Source organism: Rhodovulum sp. ES.010 (genome assembly GCF_900142935.1).
Taxonomy (GTDB): Bacteria; Pseudomonadota; Alphaproteobacteria; order Rhodobacterales; family Rhodobacteraceae; genus Rhodovulum.
In genome coordinates this window covers 1,485,073-1,500,737 of the sequence record NZ_FSRS01000001.1, presented here as the reverse complement: position 1 = coordinate 1,500,737, position 15,665 = coordinate 1,485,073, and the positions used below count along the sequence as shown (strand labels likewise).

13 protein-coding genes are annotated in these 15,665 nt (G+C 69.8%); 5 read left to right on the top strand and 8 right to left on the bottom strand.

The genetic code is table 11. From position 1 onward, the window contains the following. Nucleotides 1-4 precede the first annotated feature (4 nt). From BUR28_RS07435 to BUR28_RS07415, 5 genes are read right to left on the bottom strand one after another with little or no spacing between them, the layout of a single operon-like run. Nucleotides 5-907: an HAD-IIA family hydrolase gene (locus BUR28_RS07435; protein WP_074219547.1), complete on the bottom strand. Its 903-nt coding sequence runs from the start codon at nt 905-907 to the stop codon at nt 5-7. After that, nucleotides 900-1,670, bottom strand: coding sequence for an SDR family NAD(P)-dependent oxidoreductase (locus BUR28_RS07430; RefSeq protein WP_074219546.1), 771 nt, complete (start codon nt 1,668-1,670; stop codon nt 900-902). The genes BUR28_RS07435 and BUR28_RS07430 overlap by 8 nt, the downstream gene beginning before the upstream one ends. Before the next feature lie 4 nt (nt 1,671-1,674). Further along, nucleotides 1,675-2,238 (bottom strand): SIS domain-containing protein, encoded by a 564-nt coding sequence (locus BUR28_RS07425; RefSeq protein WP_074219545.1) that lies wholly within the window; start codon nt 2,236-2,238, stop codon nt 1,675-1,677. After that, a complete protein-coding gene (locus tag BUR28_RS07420) occupies nt 2,235-3,581 on the bottom strand; it encodes a sn-glycerol-1-phosphate dehydrogenase (RefSeq protein ID WP_074219544.1) in 1,347 nt (448 codons plus the stop codon). Before BUR28_RS07420 ends, BUR28_RS07425 begins: the two co-directional genes overlap by 4 nt. Nucleotide 3,582: 1 nt before the next feature. Beyond that, nucleotides 3,583-4,635 (bottom strand): ABC transporter ATP-binding protein, encoded by a 1,053-nt coding sequence (locus BUR28_RS07415; RefSeq protein WP_074219543.1) that lies wholly within the window; start codon nt 4,633-4,635, stop codon nt 3,583-3,585. Between the two features lie 117 nt (nt 4,636-4,752). Here BUR28_RS07415 and BUR28_RS07410 point away from each other — a divergent pair, with 117 nt between their 5' ends. From BUR28_RS07410 to xylB, 5 genes are all read left to right on the top strand, one after another. Next, nucleotides 4,753-6,090: an ABC transporter substrate-binding protein gene (locus BUR28_RS07410; RefSeq protein ID WP_074219542.1), complete on the top strand. Its 1,338-nt coding sequence runs from the start codon at nt 4,753-4,755 to the stop codon at nt 6,088-6,090. A gap of 72 nt (nt 6,091-6,162) precedes the next feature. After that, nucleotides 6,163-7,041: a carbohydrate ABC transporter permease gene (locus BUR28_RS07405; protein WP_074219541.1), complete on the top strand. Its 879-nt coding sequence runs from the start codon at nt 6,163-6,165 to the stop codon at nt 7,039-7,041. Next, on the top strand, nt 7,042-7,875 hold the full coding sequence (locus BUR28_RS07400) for a carbohydrate ABC transporter permease (protein WP_074219540.1): 834 nt from the start codon (nt 7,042-7,044) through the stop codon (nt 7,873-7,875). 26 nt (nt 7,876-7,901) lie between these two features. Continuing rightward, the gene (locus BUR28_RS07395; protein WP_074219539.1) at nt 7,902-8,843 is read left to right on the top strand and encodes a sugar-binding transcriptional regulator; all 942 of its coding nucleotides are present in this window, start codon (nt 7,902-7,904) and stop codon (nt 8,841-8,843) included. After that, nucleotides 8,840-10,300: a xylulokinase gene (gene xylB / locus BUR28_RS07390; protein WP_074219538.1), complete on the top strand. Its 1,461-nt coding sequence runs from the start codon at nt 8,840-8,842 to the stop codon at nt 10,298-10,300. The genes BUR28_RS07395 and xylB overlap by 4 nt, the downstream gene beginning before the upstream one ends. On the opposite strand, the gene BUR28_RS07385 is transcribed toward xylB, so the two are convergent. The 3 genes from BUR28_RS07385 to BUR28_RS07375 are packed head-to-tail and all read right to left on the bottom strand — an operon-like array spanning nt 10,301 to nt 15,529. Further along, entirely contained in the window at nt 10,301-11,554 is a 1,254-nt protein-coding gene (locus tag BUR28_RS07385) for an aminotransferase class V-fold PLP-dependent enzyme (protein WP_139307517.1), read from the bottom strand. It abuts the gene before it with no gap. Beyond that, nucleotides 11,551-14,007, bottom strand: a complete 2,457-nt coding sequence (locus tag BUR28_RS07380; RefSeq protein WP_254813702.1) for a GcvT family protein — start codon at nt 14,005-14,007, stop codon at nt 11,551-11,553. Before BUR28_RS07380 ends, BUR28_RS07385 begins: the two co-directional genes overlap by 4 nt. Further along, nucleotides 13,994-15,529 (bottom strand): trimethylamine methyltransferase family protein, encoded by a 1,536-nt coding sequence (locus BUR28_RS07375; protein ID WP_074219537.1) that lies wholly within the window; start codon nt 15,527-15,529, stop codon nt 13,994-13,996. The genes BUR28_RS07380 and BUR28_RS07375 overlap by 14 nt, the downstream gene beginning before the upstream one ends. Nucleotides 15,530-15,665 lie beyond the last annotated feature (136 nt).

Genomic DNA, 15,665 nt, shown 5'->3' with positions numbered 1-15,665 from the left:
CGCCTCAGGTTGTGGCCACGATGGCATCGGGGCGGATGCCCGAACGGGCGACGAAGTCCGCCACCCGGTGACCCGCGAAGAGCCCGTGATCGGCCACCAGCACCGTGCCCAGCCCTGCCGCGCGTCCGCCCAGGATGTCGGTATGCAGCGTATCGCCCACCATGGCGTGCCGCCCCGGCCCCAGCCGGTCCAGCGCCGCCTCGAAGGCCGCAGCGTAGGGTTTGCCGAAGAAATGCGGCACCGCGCCGGTCCGGTCGGCCAGGTCGTGCCCCCAGAAGCCGGGCTCGACGGTCAGCCCGCCCTCGCGCGGGGCGACGAGGTCGGGGTTGGCGACCACCACCGGCCGGGGCAGCGCCTCGAGGGCCGAGACCAGGCGGTCTTGCCAGGCGGGCGTCCAGCGGGCGGAGGAGAGGAACAGGATCGCATCGGCCCGGTAGAACAGCACCGGGTTCGACATGGCGTCGCTCACCTTCGCGGGGATGTCGGCGAAATCGTCGCCCTCGGCCGCGATCGCCGCCCAATGCGCGCCGGGGGCCACGGCGTCCAGATGCGCCACGGCGATATCGCGGCTCGAAACCACTTCGTCGGGGCCGAAGTCGAACCCCAGGCGGCGATACTTGGCCTCGGCCGCGGCGCGGGTGTAGCTCGACGCGTTGGTCAGCACGCAGAGCCGCTTGCCCATGGCGCGCAGCCGCGCCATACGTTCCACCGCGCCGGGGATCGGCGTGTCGCCCACGTTCAGCACGCCGAAGGCGTCCAGCACGAAGCCCTCAAAGCGCTCCGCCACGTCCTCCAGCGTGGCCGCCTGCTGCGGCACCAGGTCGAACCCAGCAGCGGGCAGCCGGTTGCGCAGCGCCTCGTAGCGGGCGAAGGTCGTCTCGACGTCGAGGCAGAGCGCGTCAGACACTGGTGAACCCGCCCTCGGCCATCAGGAGGTGCCCGTTCACCAAGTCCGAGGCCGGCGAGGCGAGGTAGAGCGCGGCATCGGCGATCTCGACCGGCTCGCCGAACCGGCGCAGCGGCGTGGCGGCAATGAACGGGCCGGACTTTTCCTCTGGCCCCCAGATCTCGCGGCCCATCGGCGTCATAACCACTGTCGGGCAGATCGCGTTGACCTGGACGTTGAACCGCGCCCATTCGGCGCAGAGCGATTTCGTCAGAGAATTCAGGCCGCCCTTGGAACTGGCATAGGCAGCGTGGTCGTCCAGAGCGATGACCCCGGTCTGCGACGAGATCATGATGATCTTGCCCCGGCGCTGGGCGATCATGCGGGGGGCCAGCGCCTGCGCCATCAGGAACGGCGCGCGCAGGTTGATCGCCATGGTGGCGTCCCAGTCCTCGGGCGTGAGGTCGAGCGCCGGGGCCGTCCGGGCGATGCCCGCCGCGTTCACCAGGATGTCGATGGTGCCTTTCGCCTCCAGCGCCTCGCGCGCGGCCGTCCGGCAGCCCTCGACCGTGGCGAGGTCCGCCGTGACGGTCAGACACTCGCGGCCCGGGGCGGCGACCCGCGCTGCGGTCTCGGCAAGGCCGTCCCGGTCACGGGCCACCGCCACGATATCGGCGCCGGCCTCGGCGAAGACGGCGCAGACCTCTGCCCCGATGCCCTTGGAGGCGCCGGTGACAAGGGCGGTCTGCTCCGAGATGGAAAAGCGGTCGCACCAGCCGGCCATGGGCCTACTCCAGGTTGGTATGATTGGCCCGCATCGCCTCCGTGCCCACGCCCAGCCGGTCGCGCAACATCAGCACGAGGCATTCGAACGCCACGTATTGTGCGCCCTCGTAGAGCGAGCCCATCGGCAGCACCGAGGCGGGCGCGGGGGCCCGGTCGTCGGCCATGGTCTGGGCGGGGATCGTCAGAACCGTGTCGCAGAGCGCGGGCACCGGCCCGTCCGGCTGCGCCGTCACACAGGCCGTCCGGGCGCCCGCGCCCTGCGCCACGCCGACCAGCGCCCGGACAGTGGAAAAGTCGCCCGGTCCGGCGCTGATCAGGAGCAGATCGCCCGCGCCCAGCGGCGGTGTCGTCATGTCGGCGACGATATGCGCGTCGAGCCCGAGATGATAAAGCCGCATCCCCAGCGCCTTCATCATCAGTCCTTCGCGCCCCACGCCGTACAGTGCTATGCGCCGCGCCCCCGCGATCTCGTCGATCAGCGCGGCAAGCCCGTCCGGATCGACGTGCCGGGCCGCGGCTTCGATCTCGCCGGCGGCGCGCGCCGCAAGGGCGGCGTAGTCGATCATCGGCGCTCCTTCCCGAAGCAGTCGTCCAGCGCCGTCGACAATAGCCCGGTCTCGTGCAGCAGGTCGAGAACCGTGTAGCGCCGCCGCAGGAACCGCGCCGCGGCGACCGTGGCGCGCAGTTTCGCGCGCGTGACCCCGATCTCCTCCGGGGCCGCGGGCGCGCCCGCCCGGCGCAGCATCGCCGCCATTTCGCCGGCGGGGATCACCTGCGCCGAAAGCCGCGTGCGCAGCGCGGGCCAGACCTCTTGCACCCGCTCCAGCCGCGCGCGGTGGGCCGCGGGATCGAGCGCCTTGGCGGCCGTCTCGGCCTCGGCCCGCTCGGCCACCCCCCGGTCGGGAAAGGCGCGGGCGATCGCCGCGCGGGTTGCCTCTGCCTCGGGTGCCCGTGCCAGAGCGGCGTCGATATCGAGGGTCGACAGGTCCCGCGCGATGAGCCAGTCGTACAGACTGAGCGTCGCCACGCAGCCCAGCGCCACGCAGGCCCCGTGGCTGACCCGCTCTCCCGCCAGCGTCAGGTTCTCCATCTCCCACAGATGGGCGATCTGGTGGTCGGCGCCCGAGGCGGGGCGCGAAGACCCGTGCGCCTCCATCGCAAGGCCCACCAGCGCGAGTCCCGCAAACAGCCCCCAGATCGCGTCGAAATCGCCGCCCGCGATGGCCTGCGGATCGGCCAGCCAGTCGCGCAGCCGATCCTGCACCATCGGCCAGGCCACCGCGTCCACCGGCTCGATCCCCAGCGCATCGGCCAGGATCCAGTCGGCCCCTGCCGGCACCTTGCCCGCCAGGTCGCCATAGCCCCAGCCCGCCATCTCGGCCGGTGCCGCCGCGACCACGTCGAGATCGCCGATCACCGCGACCGGCGGGCGGCAGGGGATGGTGATCTTGAAGCCGTTGTCCGAGAGCGGCGCGCCGCCGCTGGTATAGCCGTCCATCGAAGCCGCGGTCGCGACGCAGAGATAGGGTCGCTCGCGGGTGAAGGCGGCGTATTTCGCCAGGTCGTTCAGCACGCCCGAACCGAGCGCGAGCAGGGTTTCCGCCTCCGCGATCCGCCCGGCGATATCGTCGCCGATCTCGCGCGTGGGCTTGACCCGCGGCTGCCCGGGCAGGATCAGCCGCCGGTGGGCGATGCCCGCCCCGGTCAGCGCCGCCTCGACCGGCGCCCCGGCCGCACCCCAGGTGTTGTCGTCCGCCAGGATCAGCGCTGGCCGCTCGCCCAGAGTCTCGCGCCAGATGCGCCCCGTCGCGGCGACCGCGCCGCGCCCGATCTCCAGCGCCGCGACCGCCTGCGAGCGCGCGACCGCATCGGCCAGAAGGCTGTCGAGCGCGGGCCGTCCGTCTGCCATGTCAGGCCTCGACCCGGGCGCCGTCGCGCGCGAAGAAATGCAACCGCGCCTCGGGCAAGGTCAGGCCAGCCCGGTCGCCCGGCGCGATCGGCGTCTCGCCATCGGCGCGCACCACGATCTCGTCGCCCGACGCGGTGGTGGTGTAGAGATAGCTCTCGCCGCCCAGCGCCTCCTTGACCCGCACCGCGACGTCGATCTGCCCATCGCCGGGTTCGGCCAGCCCGACATGTTCGGGCCGGATGCCGGCGCGGGCCGGCGGCGCCGACATGGGCCGGGCGCTCAGCGTCGCATCGCCATAGGCGACCCCGTCTGCGGCGGGCGACACGTCCAGGAAGTTCATGCTCGGCGCGCCGATGAACCCGGCCACGAACTCGGTCGCGGGCTTGTGGTAAAGCTCCATCGGCGCGCCCACCTGTTCGATCCGGCCGCCGTTCAGCACCACGATCACGTCGGCCATGGTCATCGCCTCGACCTGGTCGTGGGTGACGTAGATCATCGTCGCCTCGAGCTCGCGGTGCAGGGTTTCCAGTTCCACCCGCATCTGGATCCTTAGCTTGGCATCGAGATTCGACAGCGGCTCGTCGAACAGGAACACTTTGGGCTGCTTCACGATCGCCCGGCCGATGGCGACCCGCTGCCGCTGGCCGCCCGACAGCTGTCCGGGCTTGCGGTCGAGATAGTTGGTCAGTTGCAGGATGCGCGCGGCCTCGGCGATGCGCTCCTTCCGGGTGCCATCGTTGAACCCGTTGACCTTCATGCCGAAATCCATGTTCTCGCGGACCGACATGTGCGGGTACAGCGCATAGGACTGGAACACCATCGCGACGTCCCGCTCGGAGGGCGCCACCGCGGTGACGTCCTCGCCGCCGATCCCGATGCGTCCCGAGCTGATGCCTTCGAGCCCGGCGATGGACCGCAGAAGCGTCGACTTCCCGCAGCCCGAGGGCCCCACGAACACCGCGAACGCCCCGTCGGGGATGTCGAGCGAGATGTCGAACAGCGCCTGATCGGCGCCGTAATGCTTGTTGACCCCCTCCAGGGTGACCTGAGCCAAGTTCGTCCTCCGCGGTCCTCCCGCGCCCGTCACGAGCGTCTTTACATTTGTATGAGGCTTGATACAAATGATTGTCAAGCCCGCAACCGAGAGGGCTGAACAACGGGAGGAGGACCCATGAGAACGAGACCCCTGGCAAGCGCCGGTGCCATCGCGGCTGCGCTGGCGGCAGGCGGACACGCGGCCGATGCGTGGACGCTGGAGGAGGCCGCCGAGCCCTATGCGGGCACCACCGTCGATGTCGTGTTCCTGCTGCGCCCCGGCTACGAGGCGGCCGAGCAGATGATCCCGGAATTCACCGAGCGGACCGGCATCGAGATCAACATCACGAAACTCCCCTACGAGAACGCGCTGGGCGAACAGGTGCGCGATTTCGTGGCCGGCGGTGACCTCGACATCGCGCTGATCGACCTCGTCTGGATCGGCAATTTCGCCGAGAACGAGTGGATCGTGCCGATCGAGGAATTCACCTCGAATCCCGAACTGGCCGACCCCGATCTCGATATCGACGATTTCTTCCCGCTGGTGCTGAACGCCTTCGGCGGCTGGAACGGCACCGTCTACGGGCTGCCCTTCGACAACTATTCGGGCCTTCTCTTCTACAACAGCTGCATGCTGGAAGAGGCCGGCTTCGACGGCCCGCCCGAGACCTGGCAGGCGGTGATGGACGAGTACGGCCCGGCGCTGACCGGCGACGGCCAATATGCCTACGCGCTCCAGTCCAAGCGCAACGAGACCCAGTCGGCCGACAGCTTCGCCCGCTTCCTCTGGCCCTTCGGCGGATCGTTCCTCGACGAGAATTTCCGGTCGAACCTGATGAGCGAGGAAAGCCAGACCGGGCTGAAATTCCGCCAGGACCTGATGCAGTTCATGCCCGAGGGCATCGTCTCCTACGACCACGCCGAAACCGTGAACGCGCTGGCCCAGGGCGACGTCGCCTTCATCACCGAGTGGTCGGCCTTCTACGCCACCCTCACGAACCCCGAGACCAGCCAGATCGTCGATTGCCTCGGCATCGCGCCGGAACCGATGGGGCCGGCGGGCCGCAAGCCCGCGCTCGGCGGCTTCAGCCTCGCCGTGGCCAGCCAGGCCGACGCGGACGAACAGGCCGCCGCCTGGCTCTTCATCCAGTGGATCACGTCCAAGGCCAATGCCGAGGAATACCTGCGCAAGGGCGGCGTGCCCGCGCGCCAGTCGGTCTACGAGATCGACGGCATCGCCGAGGAGTACGACTTCGTGCCCGCGCTGGTGGAAAGCTGGCAGGACGGCGTGCCGGAATTCCGCCCGCGCTTCGCCGAGTGGCCCGAGATCACCGAGATCGTGCAGGAATGGGGCACCAAGATGATGCTGGGCGAGGTCACCACCGAGGAAGGCGCCCGGGAGATCGGCACCCGCATGGAGGATGTGCTCGATCAGGCCGGCTATTACGACGGCGACAAACCGCTGGCCCAGTAACGGGCCGGCACCGGGCCGGGGCGCGATCCGTGCCCCGGCCTTCGCATCCTCGGGGGCAGGGAGGTCACGCGCATGTCGTCACGCGTCCCGAAACGCACGCTGTTCTCCTTCATCGGCCCGTCGATCCTGGCGCTCGCGCTGGTCGGCATCGGGCCCCTGATCTACGCGGTCTGGACCTCGCTGCATTTCTTCAACCTCACCAAGCTCCGGCAGGTCGAATTCATCGGGCTGGAAAACTACGCCCATGTGCTGACCGACCCGATCTTCTGGGACGCGATGGGGCGGACCTTCCTGCTGTTGGGCATCGCGCTGCCCCTGCAGATCGCTTTCGGCCTGGGCATCGCACTGCTTCTCCACCAGCCCGGCATCGGGTTCCTGAAGACGCTGACGCGGCTGGCCCTCGTCCTGCCCATGGCGACCACCTATGCCGTGGTGGGCCTGCTCGGTCAGGTCATGTTCAACATCAAGTACGGCGTGGTGAACCAGCTCATGGGCTTTCTCGGTGTCGAGCCGATCAACTGGATCGGCGATCCCACCAATGCCTTCATCGCGGTCGTGTTCTGGGATGTCTGGCAATGGACCCCCTTCGTGGCGCTGGTCCTGCTGGCGGGCCTGACCACTGTCCCCGGTGAGATCGAGGAGGCCGCGCGGCTGGAAACCAAGAGCTGGTGGAAGGTGCTGCGCTACGTCCAGCTTCCCTTCCTGATCCCCGGCCTCGTCGCGGTCCTGATCCTGCGCACCGCCGACACGCTGAAGCTCTTCGACATGGTCTTCACCATGACCCGGGGCGGGCCCGGCAACGCGACCGAGTTCATCTCGATCCTGATCCAGCGCGTCGGCTTCCGCGCCTTCGACCAGGGGCTGGCCTCCGCGCAGGCGGTGATCCTGCTCGTCATCACCATCGTCCTCAGCCAGCTCTACATCCGCGTCTTCTACAAGGAGGTGCGCTAGATGTCGGCGAGCGCGCCGGGGCAGGGGCGGGGGCTCGCCGTTCAGGCGGCGCTTCTCGGCCTCATCCTGATCTTCTGTGTCTTTCCGTTCTACTGGATGGTCACCACAAGCCTGAAGACCCAGCTCATTGCGCTGCAGGAACCGCCCGCCTGGGTTTTTTCCCCCACGTTCGGCAACTACACCGAGGTGCTGTTCGAGGACGGGGTGGGGCGCACGCTGATCAACTCGCTGATCGTCGCCGTCTCGACCACCATCCTCGCCGTGGGCCTGGGCGCGCCCGCCGCCTATGCGCTGGCCCGGTTCGAGTTCCGCGGCAAGAAGGACCTCTGGTTCTGGTTCATCACCAACCGCATGGTCTCGCCGATCGTCCTCGCCCTGCCGTTCTTCCTGATCGTCCGCCACCTCGGGCTTCTCGACACCCACCTGGTGCTGATCCTGATCTACCTCACCTTCAACCTGCCCATCGTGATCTGGATCTGCACCGACCAATTCCGCGCCATCCCCTATGACCTCGACGAGGCCGCCATCCTCGAAGGCGCGTCCCACTGGCGCATCTTCCGCTCGATCTGCCTGCCGCTGGCGATGCCCGGCGTCGCCGTCAGCGCCATCTTCTCGTTTATCTTCTCGTGGAACGAGCTGATGTATGCCATTGTTCTCACGCGAAACACCGCCAAGACCGCGCCTGCCATGGCCGTCAGCTTCATGGAGGGCTACAACCTGCCCTACGGCAAGATCATGGCCACCTCGACGCTGATCGTGATCCCGGTGCTGATTTTCGCGCTGATCGCGTCGAAACAACTGGTTCGCGGGTTGACCATGGGCGCCGTGAAATAGTGCGCCCCGAGCCCAAGACCCCCCGCGTGAACGAAGAGGAACGCTTCCTCACCCGCGTCGCCTGGGCCTATCACGTCGAGGGGATGACCCAGGGCGAGGTAGCCGAGAAACTGGGCGTCACCCGCCTGCGCGTGAACAGGGCCCTGGCCGAGGCCCGCCGCACCGGCCTTGTCCGCGTCTCGTTCAACACCGCCTATGCCGCCTGCGCCGAGGTCGAGGCCGCCCTGATAGACCGCTTCGACCTGACCAAGGCCTATGTGGTGCCGTCCGCCTCGGACCCCGGCGACACGCAAACCATCGTGGGCGCGGCGCTGGGCAACCTCTTGACCGAGGCGCTGGCCGACCCCGCGGTGCGGCTTTTCGGCATGTCCTGGGGCAACACGCTCAACCTCGCCACGCGCTTCATGGCGCCGCTGAACCGCCCCGACCTCGAAATCGTTTCCGTGATGGGCGGGCTGACCCGCGGCTCGGACCTCAACAGTTTCGAGATCACCACCCGGCTGGCGGACCTGTGCAACGCGCGCCACAGCTATTTCACCGCGCCGCTCTATGCCGGCAGCCGGTCCAGCCGAGACACGATCATGCAGCTCGACGTCTTCGTCGAGATCCTCGAAAAGATCCGCTCGGCCGACGCGCTGGCGATCGCCGCGGGCGACATCTCGGACCGCTCGCTTCTGATGCGCGACGCGCTGCCCGCGGATGTGACGCAGGCGGAATTGCGGGCGCTGGGCGCCGTGGGCGATATCCTCGGCGTGGTGATCGACGCCGACGGTCACCCGCTGGATCATCCCGTCAACGAGCGCGTGATCGGCGTGGGGCTGGCCGGCCTGGCCCGCGTCCCCAACGTCATCCTCGCCTCGGGCGGCGCCCACAAGGTACCGGTGCTGCGCGCCGTTCTGCGCCTTGGCCATATCGACAGTTTCGTGACCGACGAGGCCACCGCGCGAGCCATCCTGGAGGCGCCATGAGCCGGGTGATCGGCATCGACATCGGCACCTCGAGTGTCAAGGCGGCGCTGGTCGGCGAGCGGCTGGACGTTCTCGCCGAGGCCAACCGTCCGATCCCCGTCTCGGTCCCCCATCCGGGCTGGAGCGAGCAGCATCCCGACCTCTGGGTGGACGCGGTCCTTGCCTGCCTCGACGAACTGGCCGCTGCGCACGACCTCTCGGGCGTGGCCGGGATCGGCCTTTCGGCGCAGATGCTGGGGCTGGTGCTGCTGGACGAGGCGCTGCGCCCGGTGCGCCCCGCGATCCTCTGGAACGACCAGCGCGCGCTGGCGGAATGCGCGGACCTCGCCGCGCTGGTGCCCGATATCGGCCACCGCACCAACTGCGCCCCCGATCCGGGGATCAACGCCGCGAAACTGCTCTGGATGCGCAAGCACGAGCCAGAGGCGCTGGACCGCGCCCGGATGCTGATGCTGACCAAGGATTACGTCCGCCTTGCCCTGACCGGGGAACTCGCCTCCGAGCCCACCGATGCCGGCGGCACCCAGCTTTTCGACATACCCACCAACCGCTGGGACGAAGGGCTCTGCGAGGCGGTCGGCTGGCGCATCGACTGGCTGCCGCCCATCGTTCAGACTTGGGGCCCGGCGGGGCAGGTACGCACCGAACTCGCCCGCCGCTGGGGCCTTCCCCCCGCCGTCCCGGTCGCCGCCGGGGCGGGCGACAACATGGCCGCGACGCTGGGCGTCGGCGCTGGCGCGCCGGGCGACGCGGTGGTGACCGTCGGCACCTCGGGCGTGGCCTGCATCGTAGACGGGGCGTTCCACCCCGCGCCGCACTGCGCCGTCCTGACCAGCGCCCATGCCGCGCCGGGCGCCTTACTGTCGATGGGGGTGGTGATGGCCGCGACCGCCTCGCTCGACTGGGCGGCGCGGCTGACCGGGACCTGTGCCGCCGATCTCGCCGCCGCGGCCGAGACCCTGCTGGCCGAGGGCCGCGCCCCCGACGCGCCGGTCTTCCTGCCCGCGCTGACCGGCATCCGCACGCCGCACGGCCGGCCCGACGCGACTGGCCGGATCGCGGGGCTCCGGCTCGGGGCGGACGCGGCGTCGCTGGGCTGGGCGGTGCTGGAGGGCGTGGCCTTCCTGATCGCCGAGTGCGTCGCGGCGCAGCGCGACGCGGGCGTGCCCTTCGACCGGCTGGCGCTGGTGGGCGGCGGCACCCGCAGCGCGCTCTGGATGCGGATGATCGCGACGCTTCTCGGCCAGCCCGCGGGGTTGTCGGACCGCGCGCCCGTGGCCGCCTGCCTCGGCGCCGCACGGCTGGCCCGAGTGGCCGCCGGGCAAGACAGCGCCGAAAGCCTCGCCGCCCGGATGCCGGACTTCCCCCGGTTGGTCGAACCGGACCCGGCCCTCGCCGAAATCCTCGCCCCCCGCCGCGCCCGGTTCCGCCGCCTGATGGACGAGGCGCTGGCCTGATCAGGCCGCCAGCGCCTGCATCACCGACAGGAACCGCGCGATCTCGTTTTCGTTGTTGTAATGCGAGGGTGACAGGCGCACGCAATCCGCCATCCCCAGGGGCCGCAGCACGTTGCCCGAATAGTGGTCGGCCTTGCGGGTATGGACGCGGATCCCGTTCTGCCGCAGATGCTCCACGAGGTCGGCCGAGTCCCAGCCCGCCAGCCGGAACGAAACCACGCCCTCGCGCCCCTCGATCCGGTCCCCGCCGATCAGCGTCACGCCCGCCATCGCGCCCAGCCCCGGCAGGTTGCCCGTGCCCCCGATCGCCGCGCGCATTAGCGCGTGTTCCTGCGCCGCGATGGCGCGCCCCGCCTCCTCCAGCCGCTGGCGCCGGTTGGCGCCGCCGCCGCACCGCCCGCCCAGCCAGTCGAGATAGGCCACCACGTCGGAAAAGGTCGCATAGGCGCCCGCGTCCCGCGTGCCGAGTTCCCAATTGTCCTCCGGTCCGCCGGCCAACTGGTCCTTGGCGCAGGCGGTCAGCCGGTCGGACGCCCAGCCGACGCCATAGCCGTGGCGCGAGAACATCTTGTAGGGCGAGACCGCGTAGCCGTCGACTCCGAGCCCCGCGACATCCACCGCCCCGTGGCTTGCGTGCTGGATGCCGTCCACCACGATGAAGGCCTCGGGCGCGACCGCGCGGATCGCCCCGGCGATGGCGGCCACGTCCGAGGCCATGCCGGTGACGGGCGAGGTGTGCAAAATGGTCGCGACCCGGATATCGGGGGTCAGGTAGGCGCGATAGACGTCGGCGGTCACGCTGCCCGTGGCGTCGTCATGGGGCACGCGGATCAGCTCGCGCCCGGTCACGCCCGCCCAGCGCGCCATGGCGCTGGCCGTCGCGGGATGTTCCAGCGTCGAGCCGATCATCGCGCCGCCCTCCGCCGCGCCAAGCGCCGCGGTGCGGACCAGCCGGAACAGAAGCTCCGTGCCGCTCTCGCCCACCATGACCTGCCCGCCCGGCGCGTTGAAGAAGAGCCGCATGTCCGCCTTGCCGGCCTCTATGATCTGCTGCAGCCGCCGCCCCGCTGCGTTGGCCCGACCGGGATTGTCCGGGATCGCGGCATGGAAGGCCGACGTCTCGACCACGGATTTCAGGTGCAGCGCGCCGCCCGCGTTCTCGAAGAAGATGCGGGGGCCCTCGAACGGGCAGGCGTCGACATGGGCGAAGCGGTCGCGGACCTCCTCCATCAGCCCGGGGGTTTCGGCGATCACTCGGCGGGTTCCTCCTGTGGGGCCGGCCCCCTCAGTCGCAGCCCCTCGGGGTCGAAGGGCGGCCGGGCAAGGACGCGGGCGCTGTGCGGCCGGCCGAGAATCGCGACATCCACGCGGTCGCCCGGCCCGGCCAATCCGGGCTTCAGATACGCGATGGCGAGCGAGGCCTCCACCGCGAATCCGTAGCCGCCCGAACTGACCTGCCCCGCGGGCGTGCCGTCGGGCAGGAACACCGGCTCGCCCCCGGCCGCATCGGCGCCCTCCGCCTCGACTTCCAGCATCGTCATCACCTCGCGCGGCGGCCTGTCGGCGATCGCCTCCCATGCCGCGCGGTTGAGAAACGCGCCCTCGGGCCGGATCAGCCCGGCCAGCCCCGATTCCTGCGGCCAGTATTCGGGCGAGTAATCCCGCCCCCAGGAGCCGTAGCCCTTTTCCAGGCGCAGCGACATCAGCGCCCGGCTGCCCACCGGTCCCGCGCCCAGCGCCCGCCCGGCCTCGATCAGCGCTGCGTAAAGCGCGGGCTGGTCTTCGGCCGCGCAATGCAGCTCCCAGCCGAGATCGCCGGTGAAGGAGACACGAAGCGCCAGGCACTCCACACCCGCGACGCGGATGCGGGCCGAGCGGAAGAAGGGAAAACCCGCATCCGACAGATTCGCCTCCGCTAGCCCGGCCAGCAAGTCGCGCGCCCGCGGCCCGGCGACGTTGAAGCCCGCGACCGTGTCGGTCAGGCTTTCGCAAGTCGTGCCCGCGGGCAGGGGAATCTCCGCGAAGAGGCGGCGATGAAACCGCTCGGCGATCCCAGAGCCGATCACCCAGAACTCTTCAGGTCCCAGCCGCGTCACGGTGAAATCCCCCGTCACGCCGCCGCGCCGGCCGATGAGCGGCGTCAGGCACGACCGGCCCACCGCCCGCGGTATCCGGCCCGCGAAGACGCGGTTCAGCCAGTCCTCCGCCCCCGGCCCCGCGACCCGGAGCTTGGCGAAATTCGAGATGTCGATGATCCCCGCCCGGCCCCGCAGCATCCGCGCCTCGCGGCCCACGCTTTCGAACCAGGGCTGGCGGGCGAAACCCGCGCTGTCGGGCACATCGGCATCGAAATAGAGCGGATGCTCCCAGCCCGCGTTCAGCCCGAAGACCGCGCCCATGTCGCGCTGCATGTCATAGGCCGGCCGCCTCCGCGCCGGCCGGCCCGCCGCGCGTTCCTCTCCCGGGAAGTGGATCTTGAACCGGTGCGCGTACTGGTCGGCCACCCGCGCCCTTGTAAAGGCGCGGTCCGCCCAGGGTCCGAACCGCGCGAGGTCCCAGCCGAACATGTCCATCGAGGGTTCGCCCTCGACCATCCATTCCGCCGCCAGACGGCCAAGGCCCCCCGATTGCGAAAAGCCGGGGATGATCCCGCAACAGCAGAAATAGCCGGGCCGTTCGGGCACCGGCCCCATCAGCGCGGCGCTGTCGGGCGACCAGATCATCGGGCCGTTGATCACCCGCTTGATGCCCGCCCGGCCCACCGCCGGAACCCGGTCGATGGCGCGCAGCACGTTTTCCTCGATCCGGCCGAGGTCGTCGTGGAAGAGTTCGTGGCCGAAATCGGGCGGCGTCCCGTCCTCGGCCCAGAACCGAACGTCCCTCTCATAGGCGCCGACCAGCAGCCCCTGGCCCTCCTGCCGCAGGTAGTACTCGCCGTCCCGGTCGGCGACGGAGGGCAGGCGGCGGTCCATGGCGGCGATCTCGGGGATCGTTTCGGTCACGAAATACTGGTGCTCGGTTGGGATCAGCGGCAGGTCGATCCCCGCCATCGCGGCCACCTCGCGGGCCCAGAGCCCCGCGGCGTTCACCACCCAATCGGTGCGGATGTCGCCGCGCTGCGTGCGGACGATCCACGAGCCGTCCGGCTGCGGCTCGGTGGCCGTCACGGCCGTGAACCGGTGAATCTGCGCGCCCCGCTGACGCGCGCCCACGGCATAGGCATTGGTCACGCCCGACGGGTCAACATTGCCGCCATCGGGCTCGAACATGATCAGCCGGACGCGCTCGAAATCGACCAGCGGGTGCAGCCGCTCGGCCTCGTCGCGCGTCACCTCGTGGAACGCCATGCCGTAGCGCCGCGCCTTCGCCGCCATCAGCCGCAACTGGTGCGCCCGGTCCTCGGTCTGCGCGAGGTAGAGCGATCCGGGCTGGAACACCCCGCAGCCCTGTCCGGTTTCCGCCTCCAGCTCGCGGTAGAGTGCCATCGTGTAATGCTGCAACCGCGAGATGTTGGTGCTGTCGTGCAGCCCGTGGATGTTCGCCGCCGCGTGCCATGTGGAGCCGCTGGTCAGTTCCGAGCGTTCAAGCAGCACCGCGTCGGTCCAGCCCATCTTCGCCAGGTGATAGAGGATCGAGCAGCCGACCACGCCGCCGCCGATCACCACGGCGGGGGCATGGGCGGGCAGGGGGCGCTCAGGGTTCGCCATCGCCGATCTCCTTCTTGCGGGCTGCCACATAGGCCTCCAGTTCCTCTCGGATGCCCTCGTCCATCGCCGGTTCCTCGTACTCCTTCAGCGCCAGTTGCCACAACGCCGTGGCGCGGGGCAGCGCGTCTTTCGCCCCCGCGGCTTCCCAGGCGCCGTAATTCGTCCAGTCCGACAGCATCGGGCGGTAGAACGCGGTCTCGTAGCGGTCCATCGTGTGGGCCGCGCCGAAGAAGTGCCCGCCCGCGCCGACCTCGGCCACCGCGTCGAAGCCCAGCGCCGCCTCCGACACGTCCAGCGGGCGCAGCATCTCGATCATGTTCTGCAGGATCTCGACGTCGAGGATCAGCTTCTCGAAAGACGCCGTCAGCCCGCCCTCCAGCCAGCCCGCCGCGTGATAGACCAGGTTCCCGCCCCCCATCACCGCGCCCCAGGTCGCCATCGTGGTCTCGTAGGCGGCCTGCAAATCCACCACGTTCGACGCATTGGCGTTCGAGGTCCGGTAGGGCAGCCCGTAACGCCGCGCCAGCTGTCCCGCGATCATGTTGGCCCTGGTGTTCTCCGGTGTGCCGAAGGCCGGCGCGCCCGAGCGCATGTCCACGTTCGAGGTGAAGGCGCCATACATCACCGGCGCCCCGGGCCGCACCAGTTGCGTCAGCACCACCCCGAACAGCGCCTCGGCGTTCTGCTGCGCGAGTGCGGCGGCCAGCGTCACCGGCGTCATCGCCCCCATCAGCGTGAAGGGCGTGATCGCCACCGGCTGGCCGTGCTCGGCCATCGCGATCAGCCCCTCGCCCATCTCGGCATCGAAGAGCCGGGGGGAGTTGACCGAGATGATGGTGATCACGCCCGGGTCCCTGGCCATCTGGTCCAGCGTCGTCCCCCGCGCGATCGCGGTCATCCGGATGCCGTCCAACGCCCGGCCGCGCCCGATCGCGGTGCAGTGGAACGCCCGGTCGCTCAGCGTGAGATTGGCGAGATAGGTGTCGAGGTGGCGGCTGTTGACGGGCAACTCCTGCGGTGCCGTCACCTGATTCCCGATCACGTGGATCGCGTTGAAATGCTGCGCGAGCCGGATGAAGTCGCGATAATCGCTCAGGTTGCCGGTGCGCCGCCCGTTCACGCAGTCATGCACGTTGGGCGGCCCGGCCACCAGCCCGAAGGCCAGCGCGCGGCCGCCGATCTCCAGCCGCCGGTCCAGGTTGCGCGGGGTCAGCGGGAACCGCCCAGGCGCGGTCGCGAGCGCCTGTTCCACCAACTCGCCGTCCAGCCGCACAAGGCGCGTCTCGCGGTCGACCAGGGCCCCGGCCGCCTCGAAAAGCGCCAGCACCCGCTCGCCCATCACCCGGATCCCGAGTTCGGAGAGGATGCGCAGCGAGGTCCGGTGGATCGCCTTGACCTGCTCCGCGTTGGCCAGCTCCGTGAACGCGTAGGGGTTCTCGACCTGAGTCCAGGGCAACTGCGGAATGCCCGCGCCGCCGCGGTCCGCCCTGGTCCGTCGTCCCCGTCGGCGCTCCTGTTTCATGATGTCTTCTCCCTGGGGCGATCAGGCCGCCGCGCGTCGCGGTATCAGGATAATTTTTGCATGGCCCTGCGCACGCGATAAAAATGGCGCCATGGCATAAGAAAACCGTTGTCATGATGGTTCCGAAGCGCATCAT

What these genes read in the sequence shown, in the direction of transcription:
- BUR28_RS07430 (WP_074219546.1), bottom strand. Translation starts at nt 1,670, where the DNA reads ATGGCCGGCTGGTGCGACCGCTTTTCCATCTCGGAGCAGACCGCCCTT.
- BUR28_RS07375 (WP_074219537.1), bottom strand. Translation starts at nt 15,529, where the DNA reads ATGAAACAGGAGCGCCGACGGGGACGACGGACCAGGGCGGACCGCGGC.
- xylB (WP_074219538.1), top strand. Translation starts at nt 8,840, where the DNA reads ATGAGCCGGGTGATCGGCATCGACATCGGCACCTCGAGTGTCAAGGCG.
- BUR28_RS07420 (WP_074219544.1), bottom strand. Translation starts at nt 3,581, where the DNA reads ATGGCAGACGGACGGCCCGCGCTCGACAGCCTTCTGGCCGATGCGGTC.
- BUR28_RS07425 (WP_074219545.1), bottom strand. Translation starts at nt 2,238, where the DNA reads ATGATCGACTACGCCGCCCTTGCGGCGCGCGCCGCCGGCGAGATCGAA.
- BUR28_RS07380 (WP_254813702.1), bottom strand. Translation starts at nt 14,007, where the DNA reads ATGGCGAACCCTGAGCGCCCCCTGCCCGCCCATGCCCCCGCCGTGGTG.
- BUR28_RS07400 (WP_074219540.1), top strand. Translation starts at nt 7,042, where the DNA reads ATGTCGGCGAGCGCGCCGGGGCAGGGGCGGGGGCTCGCCGTTCAGGCG.
- BUR28_RS07410 (WP_074219542.1), top strand. Translation starts at nt 4,753, where the DNA reads ATGAGAACGAGACCCCTGGCAAGCGCCGGTGCCATCGCGGCTGCGCTG.
- BUR28_RS07405 (WP_074219541.1), top strand. Translation starts at nt 6,163, where the DNA reads ATGTCGTCACGCGTCCCGAAACGCACGCTGTTCTCCTTCATCGGCCCG.